The 22,005-nt window shown below is 62.3% G+C and carries 17 protein-coding genes; 7 read left to right on the forward strand and 10 right to left on the reverse strand.

Translation table 11 applies throughout. The features are described 5' to 3' along the window. Positions 1 to 5 precede the first annotated feature (5 nt). Positions 6 to 407 (forward strand): hypothetical protein, encoded by a 402-nt coding sequence (locus tag CXB49_RS08370; protein ID WP_101707970.1) that lies wholly within the window; start codon positions 6 to 8, stop codon positions 405 to 407. A 72-nt stretch (positions 408 to 479) separates the two neighbouring features. Here the strand turns inward: CXB49_RS08370 and bcsG are convergent, their stop codons facing one another. The 5 genes from bcsG to CXB49_RS08395 form a co-directional block, all read right to left on the reverse strand. Continuing rightward, positions 480 to 2,096, reverse strand: coding sequence for a cellulose biosynthesis protein BcsG (gene bcsG, locus CXB49_RS08375; RefSeq protein ID WP_101707971.1), 1,617 nt, complete (start codon positions 2,094 to 2,096; stop codon positions 480 to 482). Beyond that, a complete protein-coding gene (locus tag CXB49_RS08380) occupies positions 2,093 to 2,323 on the reverse strand; it encodes a hypothetical protein (RefSeq protein WP_101707972.1) in 231 nt (76 codons plus the stop codon). Before CXB49_RS08380 ends, bcsG begins: the two co-directional genes overlap by 4 nt. Positions 2,324 to 2,332: 9 nt before the next feature. Further along, positions 2,333 to 3,946: a cellulose biosynthesis protein BcsE gene (bcsE, locus tag CXB49_RS08385; protein WP_101707973.1), complete on the reverse strand. Its 1,614-nt coding sequence runs from the start codon at positions 3,944 to 3,946 to the stop codon at positions 2,333 to 2,335. Between the two features lie 119 nt (positions 3,947 to 4,065). Further along, positions 4,066 to 5,127 (reverse strand): hypothetical protein, encoded by a 1,062-nt coding sequence (locus tag CXB49_RS08390; protein ID WP_101707974.1) that lies wholly within the window; start codon positions 5,125 to 5,127, stop codon positions 4,066 to 4,068. Positions 5,128 to 5,254: 127 nt separating this feature from the next. Next, the gene (locus CXB49_RS08395) at positions 5,255 to 7,114 is read right to left on the reverse strand and encodes an amidohydrolase (protein ID WP_101707975.1); all 1,860 of its coding nucleotides are present in this window, start codon (positions 7,112 to 7,114) and stop codon (positions 5,255 to 5,257) included. A gap of 245 nt (positions 7,115 to 7,359) precedes the next feature. Here CXB49_RS08395 and CXB49_RS08400 point away from each other — a divergent pair, with 245 nt between their 5' ends. Both CXB49_RS08400 and CXB49_RS23345 read left to right on the forward strand, forming a co-directional pair. After that, positions 7,360 to 10,179, forward strand: coding sequence for a valine--tRNA ligase (locus CXB49_RS08400; RefSeq protein WP_101707976.1), 2,820 nt, complete (start codon positions 7,360 to 7,362; stop codon positions 10,177 to 10,179). A gap of 66 nt (positions 10,180 to 10,245) precedes the next feature. Beyond that, positions 10,246 to 11,319 carry a DUF6236 family protein gene (locus CXB49_RS23345; protein WP_158300680.1) on the forward strand — a complete coding sequence of 358 codons (1,074 nt, stop codon included), beginning with the start codon at positions 10,246 to 10,248 and terminating at the stop codon, positions 11,317 to 11,319. Between the two features lie 98 nt (positions 11,320 to 11,417). Here the strand turns inward: CXB49_RS23345 and CXB49_RS08405 are convergent, their stop codons facing one another. Beyond that, on the reverse strand, positions 11,418 to 12,464 hold the full coding sequence (locus CXB49_RS08405) for an IS630 family transposase (protein WP_101706528.1): 1,047 nt from the start codon (positions 12,462 to 12,464) through the stop codon (positions 11,418 to 11,420). Positions 12,465 to 13,133: 669 nt separating this feature from the next. Between CXB49_RS08405 and CXB49_RS08410 the strand changes: the two genes are divergently transcribed. Beyond that, a complete protein-coding gene (locus tag CXB49_RS08410) occupies positions 13,134 to 13,808 on the forward strand; it encodes a BRO family protein (protein WP_101707977.1) in 675 nt (224 codons plus the stop codon). A 215-nt stretch (positions 13,809 to 14,023) separates the two neighbouring features. Further along, on the forward strand, positions 14,024 to 14,155 hold the full coding sequence (locus CXB49_RS24265) for a hypothetical protein (RefSeq protein ID WP_255409601.1): 132 nt from the start codon (positions 14,024 to 14,026) through the stop codon (positions 14,153 to 14,155). Positions 14,156 to 14,308: 153 nt separating this feature from the next. Here CXB49_RS24265 and CXB49_RS08415 read toward each other — a convergent pair whose 3' ends face one another. Continuing rightward, positions 14,309 to 14,731, reverse strand: coding sequence for an Rrf2 family transcriptional regulator (locus tag CXB49_RS08415; protein WP_101707978.1), 423 nt, complete (start codon positions 14,729 to 14,731; stop codon positions 14,309 to 14,311). Between the two features lie 79 nt (positions 14,732 to 14,810). Between CXB49_RS08415 and CXB49_RS08420 the strand changes: the two genes are divergently transcribed. After that, the gene (locus tag CXB49_RS08420; protein WP_101710656.1) at positions 14,811 to 15,785 is read left to right on the forward strand and encodes an alpha/beta fold hydrolase; all 975 of its coding nucleotides are present in this window, start codon (positions 14,811 to 14,813) and stop codon (positions 15,783 to 15,785) included. A 359-nt stretch (positions 15,786 to 16,144) separates the two neighbouring features. Continuing rightward, a complete protein-coding gene (locus CXB49_RS08425; RefSeq protein ID WP_101707979.1) occupies positions 16,145 to 17,224 on the forward strand; it encodes a calcium:proton antiporter in 1,080 nt (359 codons plus the stop codon). Positions 17,225 to 17,582: 358 nt separating this feature from the next. Here the strand turns inward: CXB49_RS08425 and CXB49_RS08430 are convergent, their stop codons facing one another. The 3 genes from CXB49_RS08430 to CXB49_RS08440 form a co-directional block, all read right to left on the reverse strand. Beyond that, entirely contained in the window at positions 17,583 to 19,142 is a 1,560-nt protein-coding gene (locus CXB49_RS08430) for an FAD-dependent monooxygenase (protein WP_101707980.1), read from the reverse strand. A gap of 345 nt (positions 19,143 to 19,487) precedes the next feature. Further along, positions 19,488 to 19,667: a hypothetical protein gene (locus tag CXB49_RS08435; protein WP_101707981.1), complete on the reverse strand. Its 180-nt coding sequence runs from the start codon at positions 19,665 to 19,667 to the stop codon at positions 19,488 to 19,490. Between the two features lie 479 nt (positions 19,668 to 20,146). Beyond that, positions 20,147 to 21,922: a PAS domain S-box protein gene (locus CXB49_RS08440; RefSeq protein ID WP_101707982.1), complete on the reverse strand. Its 1,776-nt coding sequence runs from the start codon at positions 21,920 to 21,922 to the stop codon at positions 20,147 to 20,149. Positions 21,923 to 22,005: the final 83 nt, after the last annotated feature.

Consider the following 22,005-nt stretch of genomic DNA (forward strand, 5'->3'; position numbering starts at 1 on the left):
ATGGCGTGAATCTGAAGTCCATTTGCCTGGCTGTCGTCCTGGCGCTGCCGGCGGGCATCGCGGCGGCGGCGCCGGTCCCGGCCCAGGCCCGGACGGAGCTGGAGGCGGCGCGCGCCTGGTACTGGCAGCATCCGTACCAGCCGGAGGCGATCAACCGCCTGGCGCTGCAGCTGGTGAAGGCCGGCGACGCCGGCGCCGCCATCGTGCTGCTGGAACGCGCAGCCCGCATCGCGCCGGACCGCGAGGACATCCGCGCCAATCTGCAGCGCCTGCGGGCCGGTTCGCGCCGCGTGGCCGACGTCGGGCTGCTGGAAGCGGAGCCGGTCGCCGGTCGGCAGGAGGCGTCGGCCGAGGTGTCCGAGCCCGCCTTGCCGGCGCCGTGGCCCTTGCCCGCGGCCAGCCCGTAACAGCGCCGTTCCAGACGCGAAAAAGCCGGTCACGCATTGCGGCGCGACCGGCTTTCTCATTGGGAGCGGGCGTTACTGTACCGGGTACTCGGTCCAGTCGCCGCCGTCCTGTTGCAACAGGAAGCGCTTGCCGCTCTGCATCACAATGGAACTGGCGCTTTCCGACACATACGGCGTGGACGGCAGCTCGCGGGCGAAGTCGGCCGGCTGGTAGTCGGCGCCGAACGGGCTCTTGCCCATCATCCGCGACAGGATGGTAGACACCGCCAGATAGCTGCTGGGTTGGTCTATCCGCACCTGGCTGGGATGGCCCTGTCCGCCGATCACCTTGATCGCCGCCGGCACGATGGTGATGTGTGGCGTCGGGATTTCGCGCAGGCCGCTGAACTGCTGCTTGTCGCCGCGCAGCGCCGCGCCGTGCTCGGGCACCATCACCAGGATCAGCTTGCGATGGCTCTTCTCCAACTGATCGATGAACTGGGACAGATCGGCGAACAGGCGGTTGGCGCGGTATTTATAGCTGTCCATGGTGTTCAGCCCCGGCGCGGACGGGATGCGGTTGCCGTCGTGCAGGCTGATGGTGTTGTAGTAGGTCGCCACATGCGCGCTGCTGTCCTGCTGGCGCTGCTCCAGCCAGCGATTCAACACCGCGTAGTCGCTGTAGATCGGGCTGTTGTCGAAGGAACGCAAGCCTACCGGCAGGCCCTGCTGCGACATCAGCGGCTGGTTCAGCCGGCCGTCGGTGCGAATCTGCTTCAGGAAGTCGTCGAAGCTGCCGTCGTGGTTCAGCGTCAGCTCGGTCTTGAAGCCCAGCGCCGCCAGATCCTGGAACAGATAGCAGTTGTCCGGCGCGCTCTGGTACAGCTCGGCGTGCTTGGGCTGGCCGCAACTGGCGCGCAGCACGCGCAGCGCGGCCGGACCGCTGTACGGCGTGGCGGAATTGAAATTATTGAACAGGAAGTCGAAACGCCCCAGCAACGGGTGCTTGTCCAGCCCGATGGTGCGCAGATCGTCCCAGGACAGCGAGCAGATGTGCAGCAACAGCACGTCGAAGCCGGGGTCGGCCAGCGGCCCCTGGAAGTTTACCGAGCGCCGGCCCTCGCTGCTGAAGAAGGCTGCCAGTTGTTGATCCGGCGTTTGCGGCGCGGTTTGCGCGCCGGCGGTCGGCGCGGCGGCGCCGCTGTCGGCCACCGCCGCGGCCGGCGTCTGCGGTCGGTCCTGCCACAACTGGCGTCCGCTCAGGCCCAGCAGCGAAATCACCACGATGACGCCCAGCCGCAGATAGCGCGACAGCAGCCAGTAGCCGCACAAGAGGATGATGGCGCCGGTCAGCAGCGACAGCGACAGCAGCCGGCTGCTCAGGTCCAGCAGATAGTGCAGGCTGAAGCCTTTCAGCGTGGACAGCTGCTGCAGCGCGATCTCCGGCGCCGGCAGCCAGCTGTCGTGGTAGAGCAGGGCCGCGCCGGCGACCAGCGCCAGCGCGGCGCGGACGCGCAGCCGCAATTTGCCGGAGACTGGGATCAGCAGCAATAGCGCGAAGGCGAGGTTGGGCAGCGGGTGCAGGTTCAGCGTGCCTTGCCAGGACAGCAGCAGCTTGGCGATGAAGTAGACGCTCCAGGCGCCCAGTCCCAGCGACGGGGCGGCGGCCGGCGGCGGCGCTTCTTGGGTGGCGGTATGGCTGGATTTCATTTTCGCGTGTGATCCGGCTCGGCGCGGCGGCGATGGGCCAGCGGCGCCTCGTCCTGTTGTTGCAGGCGTTGCAGATAGGGATGGGGCTGGAAGTGGCGCATGCGGCGCAGCAGCAGCCGGCGCAGCCACGGCAGCAGCCGCGCGCGCAGCTGATAGCCGGCGACGCCCGCCGCCAGCGCGGTCAGCAACACCATGAATTGCAATTCGCTCAATTCGGGATTGAACATGGTTTTCCTTTACTTGTCGCCGCGGCGGCGCAAGGGCGTGCGTTGCAGCACCGGGGCGGCGTAGGCGTGGCGACGCTCGCGCTGATGCGGCGCCTGCGACAGCTGCAGGCTCAGGTCCGGCAGTTTGTCGAAGCCGGGCTGCCTGGCCAGCTGCGACAGCGCCAGCAGAATGCTGTCGCTGTCGGCGCTGCGCACCTCCATCTGGGCCACTTCGCCTATCGGCATGCGGAACAGATTGCCCAGCGCGGCGTCGGCGTCGTTTTCGCGGCAGGCGAACAGGAATAGATAAGCATGGTCGCGATCGGCGGTGCACAGGTCGCCGGCGCGCTGGAAGCGGCCCAGCGCCAGCAGTTCGGCCGGCGTGGCGCCCAGCGCCGGCTGCAACTGGATCAGCATGTTGCTGACGTCGATGGCGCGGCTGCGCTGCACCGCCGCGTCCGCCATTTCGACAAAGCGCGCCGGCGGCAGGTAGCCGCGGTCGGCTTCCGGACGGCTGGCGGCGCGCAAGGCGTCGGCCTCGATCTCGCCGCCGCCCTGATAGACCGCCTGGCGCAGTGAATGGACGATGCCGGCCAGACTTGTGAAGCGCAGCTCCGCCGGCAGCACGGCATTGGCGCCGAGGCGCAGCAGCAACTGCTCCTCGTTCTGGCGCAGCCGGCGGTTGCCGACTTCGCGCACGACGATTTTCAGTCGCTTGCCGCTTTGCCTGCGTAGCTGCGAGACGGCCTGGCCCAGCGCTTCCTTGGTGCTGCCGGCGGAGTCCAGCAGCACGGTGGCGGCCACCGCGTCGTGCGCCGCCTCCAGCAACTGCGGCAAGTCGTCAAACAGCCGCCAGTGTGGCGTTGGCGGCGTATTGCCGCTGAGGGCCGCGATGGTGGCCAGCACCTGCATGGTATCGGTGGCTAGGCGGGCGGGGCTTTCCGCCGCGTCGGCGGGCGCGTCGTGGTCGTCGGCTTCCAACTGGGCGCGCAGCATGTGGCCGACGTTCAGCTCCAGCGTGCGCAGCCTGGCGGCCTCGCCGGGCGCGGCGCCCAGCCAGTGAGCGGTCTGCCAGCCGTATAGTCCGTCGCCCAGCGGCTCGGCATAGGCCATGCCGGCGCAGTCCCGGCCCAGCTGGCTCAAGGCGGCCAGCGCCGCGGCGTCCAGTCGGGCGCTGTCCAGCAGCAACAGCAGCGCGTGACCATGGCGGGCCGCCCAGTGGCTGCAGGCCTGCAGCACCCGGCGCGCCACGGCCGGCTGCTGCAGCGGCAGATAGTCCTCGGCGTGGTCCAGTACTACCGTCATGCCGCCGGTGGCCGGCTGCAGCGCGTCGCGGCAGCGGGCCAGTTCGTCGAGGCAGGCGGTGACCCGTTGGGCGGAGGGCTTGCGCGGCTGGCGCGGCGACAGCAACTGCAGGTTGCCGGCGTGGATGCGGCGATCCAGCCAGGCGGTGTCTTGCTGCGGAGCCGGTTCCTGCCTGCTGGCGCAGACCAGCGGCTGGCTGCCGGCCGAAGGCAGGTTGGAGAACAGCAGCGCCTGGGCCAGTCCTGATCCGGGGGCGGCTATCAGATAGAGCGCGCCTCCGTTCAGGGCGGAGGCCGATGGCGGGATTCCCTCTATGCCCAGGCTTTGGGATATGTCCATTGCAGTATTTTTGTTTTCAGATCATTTAAATAGTATCAGCCGCATGGTTTGCAATCAAACCGCGGCCATGTCCGACCTCGCCTGAGTGTAGGCGGCCGGGCGGGCCGCAGACTGAAATTTCAGGGTTTTTTGAACCAGATGTCCAGGTAGGCCTGGCGATAGGCTTGATCATCCTCGACGTCGCCGTCGCGCGGATGGGCCAGCAGCTTGTCCTGCGTCACCAGTATCGGCCTGCTGACGAAACCGCTGGGCGGCTGGCGGACGAAGCCGCGGTTCAACTCGTCCGCCAGTTGCCAGCCTTGCTGATTGCACGGTTCGGCCACCGTGGCTTTCTGCTGGGAAATGCCCTCCCGGATGCGGTTCATCGCAGAGTTGGAGCCGTCGCCGGCCGAGATATTGACAATGTCGGAGCGGCCCGCCTGATGCAGCGGGAAATTGCTGTTGTCGAAATACAGGTCGTTGATGGCCAGCGTATGGGTCCAGCCGCGGCCGTAGCGGCGCGCCAACTGCGGCACCAGGGCCGGAATGAGCTGCGCGGTCTTGCTCAGATCCACGTCCTCCACCGCCAGCACCTTGCAGCGCTTGCAGCCGGCCAGCGCAGCCTTCATCGCGGCGGCCTTGCGCATCGCGATGGCGAAGTGCGAGTCGGTCAGGATCACCGCGCCGACGGCGCCGGCGCTGCTGCCGATCGCGTAGTCCACCGCGGTCTGCGCCACCGCCAGCGGGTCGGTGGTGACATTGGCGAACAGTTCGGCATTGGGGCCGGGATTGCCGCCGGCATGCCAGCCGACTGCGATCTTGCCCATCTGCTTCAACATTGCCAGCTCCAGATGGTAGCCGGCGCTGTCGGCGCCGATCAGCGCCACGCCGGCCACGTCTTTGGCCGAGGCTTGCAGCAGCAATTGCTCGCGCACCGCGTCGTTGCTGCTCTTGGCGTCCGCCACCTTCACCTGCCAGCGCAGGCGGCCGGCGGCGTTCAGAAAGCTGCGGGTGGTCTTGGAAATGCCGCCGTTGCGCAGGTCGTAGGCGATCAACAGCACGTGGCGGCCGCTTTGCGCCGTCGGGCCGGCCGAGGGACCGGCGGAGCCGGTCGTCGGCGTCGCGTGGGAGGACGCCGGGCAGGTGGCCAGCATCAGCATCAAAAACCGCAGCAGGGCGCGACGTGTCGGAATATGGCTCATGGGCGCCCCGGCAGAGAGTGTGTGCGCAATCGGTTCTCCTGCTGCGGCGGTGGTTCTCCATCTCAAATATAGCAAGCGGCCTGTCCATTGCTGGACAGGCCGCGTTGCGCAGCCGAGATGGGCGCGGCTAGTGGGTGTCGCGGTTCAGATAGGCCGGCGCGCCGGCCGACCAGGTCTCATGCACGGTGATTCCGCGCAGATCGGTCACGGCGTCGTTCAGCGGATCGCGTTCCAGAATCACCAGGTCCGCCTGCTTGCCGGGCTCCAGCGATCCCACCATGTGGTCCATGTGGCATTGCCAGGCGGCGTCCAGCGTCACCGCCCGCAGCGCCTGTTCGCGGCTTAGGCGCTCTTCTGGATTGAGCGGGACTTTTTCGCCTTCGGGCGCGCCCTCCATGATGCGGAACGCCGCCTGCTCCATCATGCGCAGCGGCCCCAGAGGCGAAACGAAGTGGTCTGAATGCAGACTGATGCGTATGCCCTTGTCCACGGCCGATTTGCAGCGGTCCAGCAACTGCGCGCGCTCGCTGTCCAGAATCGTGTGCTTGAAGCTATAGCCCCAGTAGCCGACATGGCCGATCAGAAAGCTGGGATTCAGCCGCAGCGCCGCCATCTCATCGATGGCCGCGTCGTTCAGCAGCGAGGCGTGTTCGACGCGCAGCCGCAGTTTGCGCCGCTGTTCGACCTGTTCTGCGGGTTTGCCGTGCTGCGGCGTCAGCACCTGCCGATAGCCGCCCAGCACATATTCCATCGCCTTGTCGCCGTTGGCGTGCACCAGCACCGGCCAGCCCTGATCGACCGCCTTTTCCAGCATGCGGTTGAAGAGGCCGGTGTCCGGATAGTTGCTCAGGCCGGTATCCGGCACGTCGGGAATGGAGTGCTCGTCGGCACAGGCATAGGGCTGGGTCTGATAACCGGTCAGCCCCTGATTGGAGCCATCGGCGATCAGCTTGATCGCCTTGATCGCGAAGCGGGGGTTCCGGGCATTGTCCAGGTCCGGTCGCTGGTGTCGCAGCCAATGGTCCAGCTTGGCCTCCTCGGGAGGCGTGAACAAGGCGGCGGCGATGCGCACCGGCCCCCGGCGCGCCGCGCTCTTGATCAGGCCGATTTCCAGATCCGGCCATGGCGTGGCGCCCAGACCGGCATCGAACAAGGTGGTGATGCCCATCTGGCTGGCATTCTGCAATACCTGCTTCAGATTGGACAGGAAGAGGGGCAGCGACGGAGGCGGCACGACCTTGAGCACCTTGGCGATACCCATTTCGGTCAGTACGCCTTCTGAGTTATCACGTATATCGGCTTTCCGCATCGCCGCGCCATTGACGTAGGCGATGTGGCCGGAGGCGTTCATCAGCAGGATGGGCACCGTGTCGCTGAGCGCGTCTAGCGTGTCGGCGGTAATGTCTTCCCATTTGGCCATCAGCGACGGATCGACGCCGAAGCCCAGCACCCAGCGATGGCTACGCTGGTGTTCGGGCAGGCTTTCGTGCTGTTTCAGCGCGTCGAGGATGGCCTGTTTTATGGTCTGGCTGCTGTACTCCGGATTGAGCTCCTGCTGGCGCGGCGGCGGCAGAAACGGTGACAAGGGCAGCCAGTCCGGCGCTTGATACAGCGCGCTGGGCAGGATGTGCATATGGGCGTCGATCAGGCCAGGCAGCAGCGTGCGGCCAGCCAGGTCGATTTCGCGAGGCCGGTGCGCCTGCATCGCCTGGCGCACGTGCTGCAAGGCGCCGACGGCGACGATCACGCCGTCGGCCATGCCCAGCGCCTCTACCTGGCGGTTGCCTTCGGCGGCCAGCGTGTGGATGACGCCGCCGTGGAAAATCGCGGCTTGCGGCGCCTGCGCCGGGGCGTGCGAGCCATAAGCCTGCTCGATCGCCGCTTCCAGTTGCTCCGGGGTGGCGGCCTCTGTCAGTGGCCCGGCGGCCAGTTCCGGAAGATGGGGCAGGGTGCAGCATGCGCAGCCCAGATGATGTTCGTGACTCATGCAATTCTCCTCGCGTGGAAGGTGCGATTGCGATGACATGATTATGTCATCGAAATATATGTTATATTATCTAAAAACAATTTCAACTGAATTGGGACGGGCGATCTGTCCGGATGGCGAAAGCGGGCATGGGCATGGCCTGTACTTGAAAAGAAGCCGGCGGCGGGGGCAAGGGGATCGGAGCGCGAGTCAAAACCGGGTATAATCGACGCATTTTTCCATCCAGAAAACCAAGATTCAGCACCATGGAACAACTTGCCAAGAGCTATGAACCGGGCGACCTCGAGCGCCGCTGGTACCAACACTGGGAACAGGCCGGCTACTTCAAGCCGAGCATGGACACCGCCAAGCCGTCCTTCGCCATCCAGCTGCCGCCGCCCAACGTCACCGGCACGTTGCACATGGGCCACGCCTTCAACCAGACCATCATGGATGGCCTGACCCGCTTCTACCGGATGAAGGGCCACAACACCGTGTGGGTGCCGGGCACCGACCACGCCGGCATCGCCACCCAGATCGTCGTCGAGCGCCAGCTGGCCGATCAGGGCCTGAACCGCCACGACATGGGCCGCGAAGCGTTCACCAACAAGATCTGGGAATGGAAGGAAAAGTCCGGCGGCACCATCACCAGCCAGATGCGCCGCGTAGGCTGCTCGGTGGATTGGGACCGCGAATACTTCACGATGGACGACGTCCGCGCCGAGGTGGTGACCGAAGTCTTCGTCCGCCTGTACGAACAAGGCCTGATCTACCGCGGCAAGCGCCTGTCCAACTGGGACGCCCGGCTTGGCACCGCCATCTCCGACCTCGAAGTGGTCTCCGAGGAAGAAGACGGCCACATGTGGCACATCAAGTACCCGGTTGTCGGCAGCGATGAATATGTCACCGTCGCCACCACCCGTCCGGAAACGCTGCTGGGCGATGTGGCCGTGGCCATCGCCCCGGACGACGAGCGCTACCTGCACCTGGTGGGCAAGCAGCTTGAGTTGCCGCTGACCGGCCGCACCATCCCGGTGATCGCCGACGAGTACGTCGACAAGGAATTCGGCACCGGCTTCGTCAAGATCACCCCGGCGCACGACTTCAACGACTACGAAGTGGGCAAGCGCCACGGCACCCAGCTGATCAATGTGATGAGCCTGGAAGCCAAGATCCTGGCCAAGGCCCAGATCTTCGGCTTCGACGGCGCCGCCCAGGGCGTGATCGAGCTGCCGGCCGCCTACGCCGGCCTCACCGCCTCTGACGCGCGCAAAGCGATGCTGGCCGATCTGCAAGCCCAGGGCCTGCTGCTGGAAACCAAGCCGCACAAGCTGATGGTTCCGCGCGGCGACCGCACCGGCACCGTCATCGAACCGCTGCTGACCGACCAATGGTTCGTCGCGATGAACAAGGTCGCCGACGGCGACGCCACCGGCCAGTCCATCGCCGCCAAGGCGATCGAGGCGGTGGAATCCGGCGAAGTGCGCTTCGTGCCGGAAAACTGGGTCAACACCTACAACCAGTGGATGAAGAACATCCAGGACTGGTGCATCTCCCGCCAGCTGTGGTGGGGCCACCAGATCCCGGCCTGGTACGACGAAGACGGCAACATCTATGTCGGCCGCACCGAGGCGGAAGCCCAGGCCAAGGCCCCGGGCAAGACGCTGCGCCGCGAGCAGGACGTGCTGGACACCTGGTTCAGCTCGGCCCTGGTGCCGTTCTCCACGCTGGGCTGGCCGGAAGAAACGCCGGACCTGAAAGCCTTCCTGACCTCCAATGTGCTGGTGACCGGCTACGAAATCATCTTCTTCTGGGTGGCCCGGATGATCATGATGACCAAGCACTTCACCGGCAAGGTCCCGTTCAAGGATGTCTACATCCACGGCATGGTGCGCGACCACGAAGGCAAGAAGATGTCGAAGTCCGAGGGCAACGTCATCGACCCGGTGGACCTGATAGACGGCATCGCGCTGGAGCCGCTGGTGGAAAAACGCACCACCGGCCTGCGCCGCCCGGAAAAGGCCCCGGCCATCGCCAAGGCCACCGAGAAGCTGTTCCCGGAAGGCATCCCGGCCTACGGTACCGACGCGCTGCGTTTCACCATGGCCAGCTACGCCACGCTGGGCCGCTCGGTCAACTTCGACTTCAAGCGCGCCGAAGGCTACCGCAACTTCTGCAACAAGCTGTGGAACGCCACCCGCTTCGTGATGATGAACGTCGACGGCAAGGACTGCGGCCAGGATGAAAGCCTGCCGCTGGAATACAGCTTCGTCGATCAGTGGATCATCGGCCGTCTGCAACAGGCCGAGATCGACGTCACCAACGCGCTGGAAACCTACCGCTTCGACATCGCCGCCCAGGTGATCTACGAATTCATCTGGAACGAGTACTGCGACTGGTACGTGGAACTGGCCAAGGTGCAGATCCAGGGCGGCAACGAAGCCCAGCAGCGCGCCACCCGCCGCACCCTGGTGCGCGTGCTGGAAGTGGCGCTGCGCCTGAACCACCCGCTGATGCCCTTCATCACCGAAGAGCTGTGGCAGACCGTGGCCCCGCTGGCCAACGCCAAGAAGGCCGACTCGCTGATGCTGGCCCCGTGGCCGGTGGCGGACGAGAGCAAGATCAACGCGGCAGCCAACGCCCGCATGGACGCGTTCAAGGAGATGGTCAACGCGGTGCGCAATCTGCGCGGCGAAATGGGCATCGGCCCGGCCGTCAAGGCCCCGTTGTTCATCGAAACCGCCGACGCGTCCATCGCCGACTTCGTGCCTTATCTGAAGCTGCTGGCCCGTCTGACCGAAGGCACGCTGGTGGCCAAGCTGCCGGAAGACGACGCTCCGGTGGCGATGTCCGGCGAAGCGCGTCTGATGCTGAAGGTGGAAGTGGACAAAGTCGCCGAAACCGCGCGCCTGACGAAAGAGCAAGGCAAGGTGGAAGCCGAGCTGGCCAAGCTGACCGCCAAGCTGGAGAAGCCGGGCTACGTCGACAAGGCGCCGGCGCATTTGGTCGAACGCGACAAGGCTCAGTTGGCTGAGTTGAATGACAAGTTGGAGAAGATTAAAGCGCAGCTTGTGAAGCTGGCTTGATAGTCAGTCGTCATTGTGATAAAACCCCGCATTATTTATGTGGGGTTTTTCAATTTGGAGTGTGAAATGAGTAATGGGGTTTTGTACTACCCGTCAATTAACCTTTCTTCGATTGAATACCTCAAGGCACTGTCTCTTTTCTATGATCATTTATATAGAATTGTTCCGGCTGGAGTGGATATTCGAGATGCTGATGGTGTTGAGTATTTGGAAGATATCGGGTTTGTAAGACCTGGGCTAAATCCAGCTCCATATGTTGAGGCTACTTCAGATGTTTTTTTGAATAAGACGAAGGAGTGGTCTGCAGCTGCACTTGATACCGGTGATGAGGCAGTTTTTGTCCATGAGGATAAGATTGATGTGGTTGTTAGGGGGATTTTTAGTGATCTTGGTTTTGATAATGATGGCGGGTGGTATTCAGTGCCAACTGACTTGGCATCTAATTACATGCTCTATTTGGCATCAGAGATTGCAAATAGAAATAATCTGAGTCTTGTGACGGATAATTGGGGGGCGTGGACTGCAACTAGCTATTTTAATCTAAATGGTGGTGTTGAAGAGCTTTGCTCTCCTCCGGACGTTGAAGTAAGTGAGTTTGCTTTGTTTTCATTTGTTATGAGTGATTTTGTCCCGCTTAATTTAGTGGATATTTCCTTGGAGGATATTGAGAGATTTAGGCGAACTCGCAGAGATGAGATAGTTGCATTCAGAGATTCTATTTCTTCTTTGAGGAAGGAGTTGAATGAGGTTCTTGATCATGGCGTAAGGCTGGATGTTATTAATTCAAAAATTAAAGAATATGATAAGGCTCTGTCTGACTATAAGAGATCAGCTAGTCTGATTAATATTAAAGGGTGGGGTGGTGTTTCAATGATGGGTATTCCCATGCCTTCTGCTATTACCAATCATCTTTCATTGGATGCAAGAAGTATGTTTGCGTTGGGCGTAAGTGGATTGGCTATTGGCGGGCTATACAGTCTTGTTAATAAGAAAAAAGATTTGATCGACTTATCAAGGGCCAATCCGGCATCATTTATTTTTCATGTGGAGAGAACATTTAAGAATTATACTTTAAAGAGAGGTGGAGGGGATATTAATTTTCATGCATGGAATTGTATGGAAGAGTATGTCAATGATTGATGCTGTGCATGTGAGAGATAGCCTTCGTATCGAAGGCTATCTCTCAATAAAAGGGAAGTGATGCTATTAATCCGGCAGTCAAATACCGTACAGAAAGCTCATGCCGCGTAGCGGATTTTTTCATGCCGGAAGTACGACCGGATTCTGGCCGGCTGCTTCTGCAATGAGCGTAAATGGGACAGCACTTTCCCTTGAAGTTGACCGTCTGATCGAACCGGCTCACCTGCGCTCATTCTGGCCTTCAGGTCGCCGTTCAAGTATTCATCCGGGTTCAGTTCCGGTGAGTAGCTGGGCAGGAAGAACAACTCAATCGCCTTCTTGTTCTCTTCCTCCTCCAACCATGCTTGCACCAGCTTGCTGTGATGCACGCGCAAGTTGTCGAGGATCAAGAACACCTTCTTGCCGCCAGCATCACGGATCAGCCGCATCAGAAACTTGATCAGCACCCGGGCCGTCAAGGTCTCCCGGTACAGCATGAAGCGCATCTTGCCTTGGTTGGTAATGGCCGAAATCAAGTTGATGCGCGCTCTTTTCGATTGGGATAACACCAGAACTGGGGTTTGGCCTTTTGGGGCGTAGCCACGCGGAAAGTGCTCAACACTCGACACCGCCGATTCGTCGCCCCAGCTGATTTCAGCCATTTCCGCTTTGGCACGCGCGACGATAGCCGGGTATTCCTCCTTGAGCCATTTCTCGACTGCTGCCGGTCGCTGCTCATAAGCGCGTTTGAGCGGGCGCTGCGGCGTAAAGCCCCAGCGGGCCAAGTACAGACGGACAGTACGGATCGGCAGATCGATCAGAAACATCTGCTTGATTACAGCCTTGACCGCCTGAGCACTCCACAGGGCAAACCTCAGCTTCATCTGGTCTGGCGTGCGATCCACGATGTCCTGCTTGATCCGGGCTTCCTGCGCCTCGGTCAGCCGACGGCCGGTGCCTTCGGCGCGACCGCGCTTCTGTTCTTTGAATCCCTGCGCACCTAGTGCTGCCTCACGCACCACCCAGGCGGAAATGGTGGGGCGGCGCAGCCCGAGTTCTTCGGCAATACTGGCTTGAGACCGGCCTCGCTTGTACATCCGGATAGCGGTACGCCTCAGCTGCTCACGGGCGGCCAGTTCAAGCTTGCGCACATCGATTTTTTCCATGCCGGAAGTATACAATCTGTACGGATTATTACTGCCGGATTAATAGGATTTTTGTGCCCGCTCCGCGGGCGGATGTTGGGGTGCCGGTTCCGCCCGGCGTGACGGTTCTTTTTCTTTTGCTCCGCCAAAAAAATGGGCGAAAGAAAAGGCGGCCCAGCAGTGCCATGAAACTCCGTTTTCAAAGCCATTCTCAAGAAGTCGCAGGAACTAGCGACGAGCTATCGTCGCACCGCGTCGAACAACCGGAGACTTAAAACCATTGAAAATGGCTTTGAAGCCGGCTTGCGCTGATGGGAGTGTGGCGTGATAGTTCGGTTTTATGCTCTCGAATTTGGTCAGTTTTCCTGTGGACGTTACATTTGTTTTCTGTCCTCCTTGTCAGTTTTTCCGTTGTAACTTACCCTTGACCCTTTTTCGTTTGGGTTTTAATCTGGCCAAGTCGTGTTCAATAGCACGACTGGGTTTGGCGACCCAGACTACACGGCAGGCATGGCATCACGGCTATGCTTGCTGTCCTCGTGCGCGCTCATGCACTCCATGGCGGGCCGGGTGGGGAGACCTCCGGGTCTGCCGGGTCGTGTAGCCGGTTCGCCAACCCCGCTTTGGCCTGCCGCCCCCGTTTGGCGATGTGGGTGGTGGAGTTGGTGAAACTGCACGGAGGTTCACTTCATGGAACATTCCATTTCATCACCCGCGTCCCTGTCTCTGCGGGAGTTCACTTTTCTCGATAATCCCTTTCGTCTTCTCCGCCGCCACAACGGCTTGTGGTTCTTCGCCGACGACGTCGCAACTGCGATCCAGTGTCGCAGCACCGACGCGTTGCTCGGCAAGTTGAACAAGGAAGAAGTCCGTACCTTGTCGCTTGGCGGCCAGGACGTGGTCTGCCTGTCCGAAACCGGCGTGGCCACGGCGATACGGCGCTATCGCAAGCCGGCGGCGCGGCGCTTTCGGCGCTGGCTGGAGGACGAGCTGCTGCCGGTTTTGCGCGGGGAGGGCGAGGCGATGTTGGCGGCGGACCAGCTGGAGTGGGCGCTGGCCCTGGCGGCGGAAGCGGCGCGCCAGGTGAGCCGGGCGGTGCTGGACGCGGTATTGGAGAACGGCGAGGCCTGCTGGCAGCATACGCGCTGGCTGGTGACACTGGATTACGAGCGCCACAACCGCCAGAAACATCCGCTCGGCCGCATGATGGGCCTGAACAGCGCCGTTTCCACACTAGATGGCCTGGCCGAACTGATCGCCGTGCCGGACGGCATGCCGGCCAGCGACACCGAGTTGGTGAAGCTGGCGGCGGCCTGCCATTTGCGCCTGGCCGAGCGGATGAGCCTGCGAGTAGGCGATGCATGATGTGTAGGGTGCGTCACCCCGAAGGGGCGACGCACCGATGGGCGACGCACCGATGGGCGACGCACCGATGGGCGACGCACCGATTGGTGCCACGCCTACGGCGTGCCGCACCGTTTATTTTCCATACCTTTAAATGTTGATTCGGTGAACGATGTGGCGGTGCGTCGCCCCTTTGGGGTGACGCACCCTACGAGCTGAACCGCGTCGTTTCCACATTGGATGGCCTGGCCGAGCTGATCGCCGTGCCGGATGGGATGCCGGCCAGCGACGCCGAGTTGGTCAAGTTGGCGGCGGCCTGCCATCTGCGCCTGGCCGAGCGGATGAGCCTGCGAGTAGGCGATGCATGATGTGTAGGGTGCGTCACCCCGAAGGGGCGACGCACCGTTTGCGTCTCACTCCCTCAAATGGTGATCCGGCGAGATGTGTTGGCGGTGCGTCGCCCCTACGGGGTGACGCACCCTACGAGCGGCATGACCGCCAGATGTGGTGGTGGGGGCGGCTCAGCCTGCCGATGCTTTCGCGTGTTGCGCCAGGTCGGAAAGGCGTATTTGCGCGAGATGCTGGAGCAGCGCTTCTTCAGCCGAGCTCAAGGCGGCGTCGAGCACTCGGTTGACCGTGGTTTCCACTGGGCAGGCCGGATTGTCATGGGCCGCGCTGATCGCGAACGCGCTCTTGTGCGTGATCGCCGCGTAGATGTCCCGCACAGTCAGATCCGCCAGTTCGCGGCAAAGCATCCAGCCACCGTTGGGGCCCGGAATCGACGCGACATGGCCGGCTTCACGCAACGCGGCCATGGTGCGGCGAACGAGCGAGGGCTGGGTGTGCAGCATTTGCGCGATGGTTTCGGAGGTGGTGGTGCCGCCGCGCAGATACATATGGATCAGCACGTGAAGCAGCCGGGCTAGCCGAGTATCTCTTTGCATGATTCTTTGGATGGGTGGTAATTCGTCACATTTAATGTTACGGTTTGGCGTGACTTTAGGCAACTATCGGAGCGCGATCATGTCTGCATTCAATCAGTCCATTCTTGAAATCAACGGCATTCGCCTGAGCACCGCCACGCAGGGCGCCGGACCGCTGGTATTGCTGCTGCATGGATTTCCCGAGACGTCGCACGCATGGCGGCACCAACTGGCGGCCTTGTCGGGCGCCGGGTTTCGTGTGCTTGCGCCGGATCTGCGCGGCTACGGCGCCAGCGAGAGTCCGGAGAATCCGCAGCGGTACACAAGCCTGGACATCGTTGGCGACCTGGTGGGGATCTTGGACGCGCTAGGGGAGGCGGATGCGGTGGTGGTCGGGAACGATTGGGGGGCCAGCATCGCATGGCAGGCCGCGCAGCTGCGACCTGATCGCTTCCGCGCCGTGGCTGCCCTCGGGGTGCCGATGATGGGCCGGGCGCCGATGGCGCCAAGCCGGCTGTTTCCGTCAAGCGGGCAGGCGTGGTTTTACACGCATTACTTTTCCCAGGCGGGGCTGGCGGAGAACGAATTCGAGCGCGACGTTGCCGCCACGCTGCGGAAAATCTATTTTTGGGCCTCCGGCGAGGCCGGCCCGCGTGATGGCCGGACGCCGAATCCTTTCGGGATGGTTGCGCGCGAGGCGGGGCTGCTGGATGCCTTGCCGGACCCTGGCGCACTGCCTCGCTGGCTGGATGGCGCGGATTTCGATGCTTTTGTGAGCGCATTCGAGGCGTCGGGCTTTCGCGGCGGCTTGAACTATTACCGCAATCTGGATCGCAACTGGGATCTGCAAGCGGCATTCAAGGACATGCTCGTCCACGTTCCCGCCCTGTATCTGGTTGGCGAGCACGACACTGGGCTGGCCATGCCCGGCATGCGCGACATCATCGACGCCATGCCGACGCTGGTGCCCGATCTTCGGGATTCCCGAGTCATTCCAGGAGCGGGCCATTGGTTGCCGCAAGAAGCCCCCGATCCAGTCAACGCCGCATTGATCGAATTTTTGCACGGGCTGTAGGGTGCGTCACCCCATCGGGGCGACGCACCGTTTGTTCCATACCTCTCAAATATTGATTCGGCGAGATGCGTTGGCGGTGCGTCGCCCCGTTGGGGTGACGCACCCTACGGTGGGACGCATCCTGCCATTGGTCCGGCGGGTGGGCCTGCGGGTGGCGGCATGTGACGCACCGTTTGTTTACAAAGCCCGAACCCATTATCCGTCTCGTGGTCTATTTACCTAATGCTGCTATGCTGTGGTTTAAAGCAGCCTTCATGCAGGTTTCTCGATTGCTCTTCCCGAACGGTTGCCCGGCTTGTCCTTGCCAGGTCTTTGCCCGGCGAGACAGGTGGCCGTTCGTCAACAATAAGGAAAATCCATTGATTGATAACACGATTCCGCGTTGGACCATTGTCACCCCTGTATTGGCCTGGGCCGCCATCGCCGCGTCTTCGGCGGCGGGCGGACAGGCTTTCTATCTGGTTCTGCTGGCGGTTTTGTTGGCGGGAACGGTATTCGCCGCGGTTCACCACGCCGAGGTGGTGGCGCACAAGGTGGGCGAGCCGTTCGGCACGCTGATCCTGGCGTTGGCGGTGACGGTGATCGAGGTGGCGCTGATCATTTCCTTCATGCTGGGAGGGGGCGAGGAGAAGCTGGCGCTGGCGCGGGACACCATCTTTTCCGCCATCATGATCACCTGCAACGGCATTCTCGGCATTTGCCTGCTGCTGGGCGGTTTGCGCCATCGCGAGCAGAATTTCCAGCTCAGCGGCGCCAAGGCTGCCTTGACGGTGCTGGCGGCGATTTCGGTGTTGGCGCTGGTGCTGCCCAATTACGGCACCAGCCAGCCGGGCCCGCTGCTGTCGTCGTCGCAGTTGGCGTTCACCGGCGTGGTGTCGCTGGTGCTGTACGGCGCTTTCGTGTTTGTGCAAACCATTCGCCACCGCGATTATTTCCTGGTGGAAGGCAGCCATGACGAGGACGAGCACGCGCCGCCGCCATCGAACAAGATGGCCTTGCTTGCCGTGGCGATGCTGCTAATTTGTCTGGTCGGGGTGGTGACCCTGGCCAAATTGCTGTCGCCGTCTATCGAGAGCTTCGTCGCGGCCGCCGGCGCGCCGGCGGCGGTGGTGGGCATCATCATCGCGTCCCTGGTGCTGCTGCCGGAAGGTTTGGCCGCCGCCAATGCGGCGCGGGCGGACCGGGTGCAGACCAGCTTGAACCTGGCCCTGGGTTCGGCGCTGGCATCGATTGGCCTGACCATTCCCACGGTGGCGATGATTTTCGTGTTCATGGGCGAGCCGCTGATCCTGGGCTTGGAAATCAAGGAAACCATCTTCCTGTTGCTGACCTTGGTGGCGTGTTCCTTGTCGCTATCGGTGGGGCGCACGACGATTTTGCAGGGCATCGTGCACCTGGTGATCTTCGCCTCTTTCGTGTTCTTCGCGATCAGTCCCTGAGCTGAGTTTTGTGAGATAAGGCAAAAGCCGCCGGCATCTGTGCTGGCGGCTTTTTTGTTTGTGGGCGAGGTGTTTTACGGCCACCTAATTGTTGATTGATATGTTGGCGGTGCGTCGCCCAGTGGTGCGTCGCCCCTTCGGGGTGACGCACCCTACGGGTGATCGTCCGGCTTTTCTTGGGTGCCAAACCATTGCGCCGGCCATGTAGGGTGCGTCACCCCAACGGGGCGACGCACCGTTTGTTTTCCATTCTCACAGGGGTGGATTTGGCAGGATATATCGATGGTGCGTCGCCCAACGGTGCGTCGCCCAGCGGTGCGTCGCCCAATGGTGCGTCGCCCCTTCGGGGTGACGCACCCTACGGGTGATCGTTGGGCTCTTGTGCTTGGCCAAACCATTGCGCCAGCGGCGCCGCTATCTCCTTGGCGTCGGGAGCTGTTTCGCTGGCCCAGGCCACGACACCGTCGGGCCGCACCAGCACGGCGCGCAGGCCGAGGCTGTTCTTGGCCTTCGTCGCTACATAGTCGACCCGCCCTCGCCAAGGCCGTATCGCGGTCGACAGCGGGGCGTCGGCATCGAAATCCAGCAGCAGCCCCCGGCCATTGCGCAACAGGCAACCGGCCTTCGTTCCGTCTGCAAATTCGAAATCCGGCATGCTGCGACCCGTCAGCGGATGCCGGCCGGCCAGGTCGTAGCGCAGCGACACGCCCCAGACCCGCTCGGCGAAGTAGCTCGCGCCGTCGACAGTCCCGACCAGGTCGTGGATGACGGCCGCTAGCGCGCGGGTGCTGGGCGTGGGGCGCATCAGCGCGACTTGGGCACGCGACCAGTCGAGCACCCGCGCGCCAGCGGGGTGCCGCTCGGCGTGGTAGCTGTCCAGCAGCCCGGCCGGCGCCGTGCCGCCTAGCGTCGCGGCCAGCTTCCAGCCCAGATTGATCGCGTCGGCTATTCCCAGATTGAGGCCCTGGCCGCCCAGCGGCGAGTGGATGTGCGCGGCGTCGCCGGCCAGCAACACGCGCCCTCGGCGATATGCCGTCGCCTGACAGGCGCGGTCGGTCCAGGTGGTGGCAAGCTTGAGGTCGGTCAGCGCCGCGTCCATCCCCGACACGCGGCGCAATACATCCTGTATGCGCTCCCGCGTCAGCGGCTGATGGCGATGACAGGCGCCGCCGTCGAATTCGACCATGGCGATCACGCCGGGACGCGCGTAGGTGTACATGCCGGTCGGCGTGTAGTGCCGGCCGGGCTGTAGCGCGTGCGGCTCCGCCAGCGTCGCGTCGACGGTATAGCCGGTGAACTCGGGATCGGTGCCGGCGAATGCGAAGCCGCCGGCCTTGCGAACCGCGCTGCGGCCGCCGTCGCAGCCGACCAGCCAACTGCTGCGGAACGCTTCGCCGCCGGCGTGGACGGTCACCTCGTCGTCCGTGGCCAGATAGCCGTCGACGCCGACGCCGCGCAGAATTTCCGCTCCCATCGCCGACGCCCGGCGGGCCAGGACGCTTTCGAAGACGTCCAGCGCGACCGCCATCGGGGCGTCGGCCGGGCCCGGCAGACGGAAAGGCCAGCTCGAGGCGTCGATGTCGTCGTGATAGAAGGGGATGCCGGCGAAATGCCCGGCGGCGCGACGCGCTTGCTGCATCCAGTGCGCGCCTGCCTCCGCCTGTCTGGCCGCGCCGCTGGCGTCGGTCTCGGCGACGACTTCGTCCAGCAGGCCGCGACGGTGCAGCGCTTCGACGGTGGGAATTGACAGGCCGCGCATGCCGAATGGCAGGCGCTTCAACGGGGACGATGAATCCCTTGCCCGCTCCAGCACCAGGACCGAAAGGCCGAACAGGCGAAGCTCGCAAGCAAGGAAGAGTCCGACGGGACCGGCGCCGGCGATGATGTCGTCGTAGGCGGAGGAATGGTGATTGCGCATGAGGGGCTCCTAAGTCGAGGTTCGGGTATCGATGTTCGACCGGAGCGTTTCTCGCCTGCAGACCCGCACGGACGAACAATGGGCGCTTGCAGCGCCTGCTGTTCGTCGCGGGGATCTTGTGCGCGAGGCCAAAGACCAGAGCTTTCGTTACCGAAAGGACTTGGGCTTACCAGACCAAGCCTGCCTTTTCCGACGCGGCTTTATACCACGCTGGCATGCTGGCTGCAATGGCGGGCGGTTTGTGTTGCGGGGTGGGGTGTGGGCCGATGGCGCGTCGCCCGGCGGTGCGTCGCCCCGTTGGGGTGACGCACCCTACGGTGCGGGGCTTGTCCGCGGCGCGGCGGATCAGACCGAGGTGAGCAGGGCGTCGGCCTGGTAGCTCGCGGTCTCGACGCCGGAGGCCGAGCTGAACGTGACCTGGAAGCGGCGGCCGATTTGCTTGATGGACAAGACTTTGAACGAGACGACCAGATTGTCGATTTGCTGGGTGATCAGGTCACCCTGTTTCAGTTCCTGAATTTTCATGGTTTATATTCCGATCGCCATGCCTTCGGCACGGCTTGCAATGATTAAAGCGCGTCCCTTCGGTAAGGACGGCCTGCGATATTTTCATGAGTTCTGCCCGGATGTCATGTAGGCTGCGAGACAAGGAATTCCAATCGGTCGACGCGCATTCAACGGGTTCGTGCTTGGCGGCTTGCAATGGGCTGCTGGCTAGGCTTGTGACAACTACCTTCGCGTGCCAACGACTGATGATTTGGAAGTAAGACTTGGCTTGAGAAGAGGAGCTTTGATGGCTCTTGAGCTGGACAACATGAAGCGATTTCTGCGGATTTTGCAGTTAATTTTTTGATTTGTCAACATTTTTAGAATGTCAATAGCGCAGCATCGACAAAATCGAGCATTCAACCCGGCCCGCGGAGGTGACGAACCGGTCGGCGGGGCGGGGCGGACGCGTCATGGCGGCGGTACTCTGAAGCGTTTGTTTTCGAGTGGAGCGGCCATCACTTGGCATTGGTTTTCAGATTGTTCAGCGAAGCCTCCAGCATTTTTATCCGGTCTATCGACTCATCGACCAGATCGGCGATTTCCTTCGACGACTTTGTCGACTCGACCGATAGTTTTCTTACCTCGTCGGCCACCACTGCGAAACCCCGGCCCATTTCTCCGGCGCGGGCGGCTTCGATGGTGGCGTTCAGCGCCAGCAGATTGGTTTGCGCGGCGATGTCGTTGATGGTGCCGATGATGGACGCGATCTTCTCGCTGGACGAGATGACCTGGCGCATTTCCTGGTCGGTCACTCTTTCCGCTTCCATCTTGGCGGTGACGTCGACGCCGTAGGTGACGATATTCTTGACGACGCCTTGCTGGGAGGTCAGCGGGCAGACGGTGACGTTCATCAGCACCATCGATCCGTCCTTTTTCCGCATTTTGAATTCTTCGGTCAGCATTTCACCCTTCAGCGCGCGGCTGAAATTATCCGACCCTATGATTTCCGACAGCGGGCGGGCGTGTTCCTGCAGCTCTTCATTGTCCTTCAGCGCGAGATGGGAAACCATGTAATCGTTGGCTTGCAGCACCTTGCCCTCGGTGTTCCATTCGCAGATGGCGTTGGACATGCCTATCGCGGCGAATTTCTTGCTGTATTCCTCTTCCCTCTCCTTGGTTTCGGTGATGTTGGCCTGGATGGAGATGTAGTTCGCCAGATGACCGGTCTCGTCGAATACCGGATTGATGGCCAGCGAAACCCAATAGGGTTTCCCGGCCTTGGTGTAATTGAGGATTTCGCCATGGAAGGGGCGCTGTTCGCGCAGGCAGGCGCCGATTCTCTTGACGGTTTCCGGATTGGTTTCCTCGCCCTGCAGAATATGCCCCGGTTTTTTGCCTATGATCTCGTCCGCCGCGTAGCCGCTCATTTTCGAGAAGCCGTCGTTGGCGAAGATGATCAGGCCGTTCCGATCCGCCACCAGCGCCGCGTTGTCGGTCTGATTGATGATCAGCGACATCAGCTTGCTGGAGTTTCTCGCCTTGACGGCCTCGGTGACATCGGTCGCGTATTTGACGATTTTGATTATCTTGCCGTCGGGGTCGAAGATGGGGTTGTAGGTTGCCTGGATCCAGACCTTGCGGCCGTGCTTCGCCACGCGGCAGAATTCCCCTTCGTGGAACACGCCGCTTCTCAGGCTGTTCCAGAAGGCCTGGTAGGTGTCGTTTTGGCTTTCTTCCGGCAGCACGAACATTCGGTGGTGCTTGCCGACGATTTCCTCTTCGTCGTAGTTCAGCGCGCGGCAGAAGTTCGGATTGGCGCGCAGGACGATGCCGTCGGTGCTGAACTCGATGACAGCCTGCGAGCGGTTGATGGCCTCGATCTGCCCCTTGCGGTCGGCGACGACCATTACCTCGCCGCTGATGTCGGTGGCGAACTTGATGACGCTGACGATCTTGTCGCCTTTACGGATCGGAATGTAGGAGGCCTGTATCCACACGTCCCGCCGGTTTTTGGCCACGCGCCTGAATTGCGCCGTCTGGTGTTTCCCTTGGCGCAGATCAGTCCAGAATTGCTGATAGGAAGGGTTGTTTCTCTCGCCGTCCGACAAGAACATGCTGTGGTGCCTGCCCACCACCTCGTCCAGCGAATAGCCCAGCAAGTCCAGGAAAATGGTGTTGGCGCCGATGATGGTGCCGTCGGGCTTGAACTGTATGACCGCCTGCGCGTCGTTGATCGCGTCGACGATGTCCCGAGAGCTGCCCGTTCTGGAGAAATGTTTGGCGAGTTCCACTTTTCTTTTCCCTGTATCTTGGCCGGCTGGCGTTGGCGGCGTCTACCGACAAGCCATTGGCATGTCCCGATCACCTTATCTTT

It is taken from the genome of Chromobacterium sp. ATCC 53434, assembly GCF_002848345.1.
Taxonomy (GTDB): Bacteria; Pseudomonadota; Gammaproteobacteria; order Burkholderiales; family Chromobacteriaceae; genus Chromobacterium.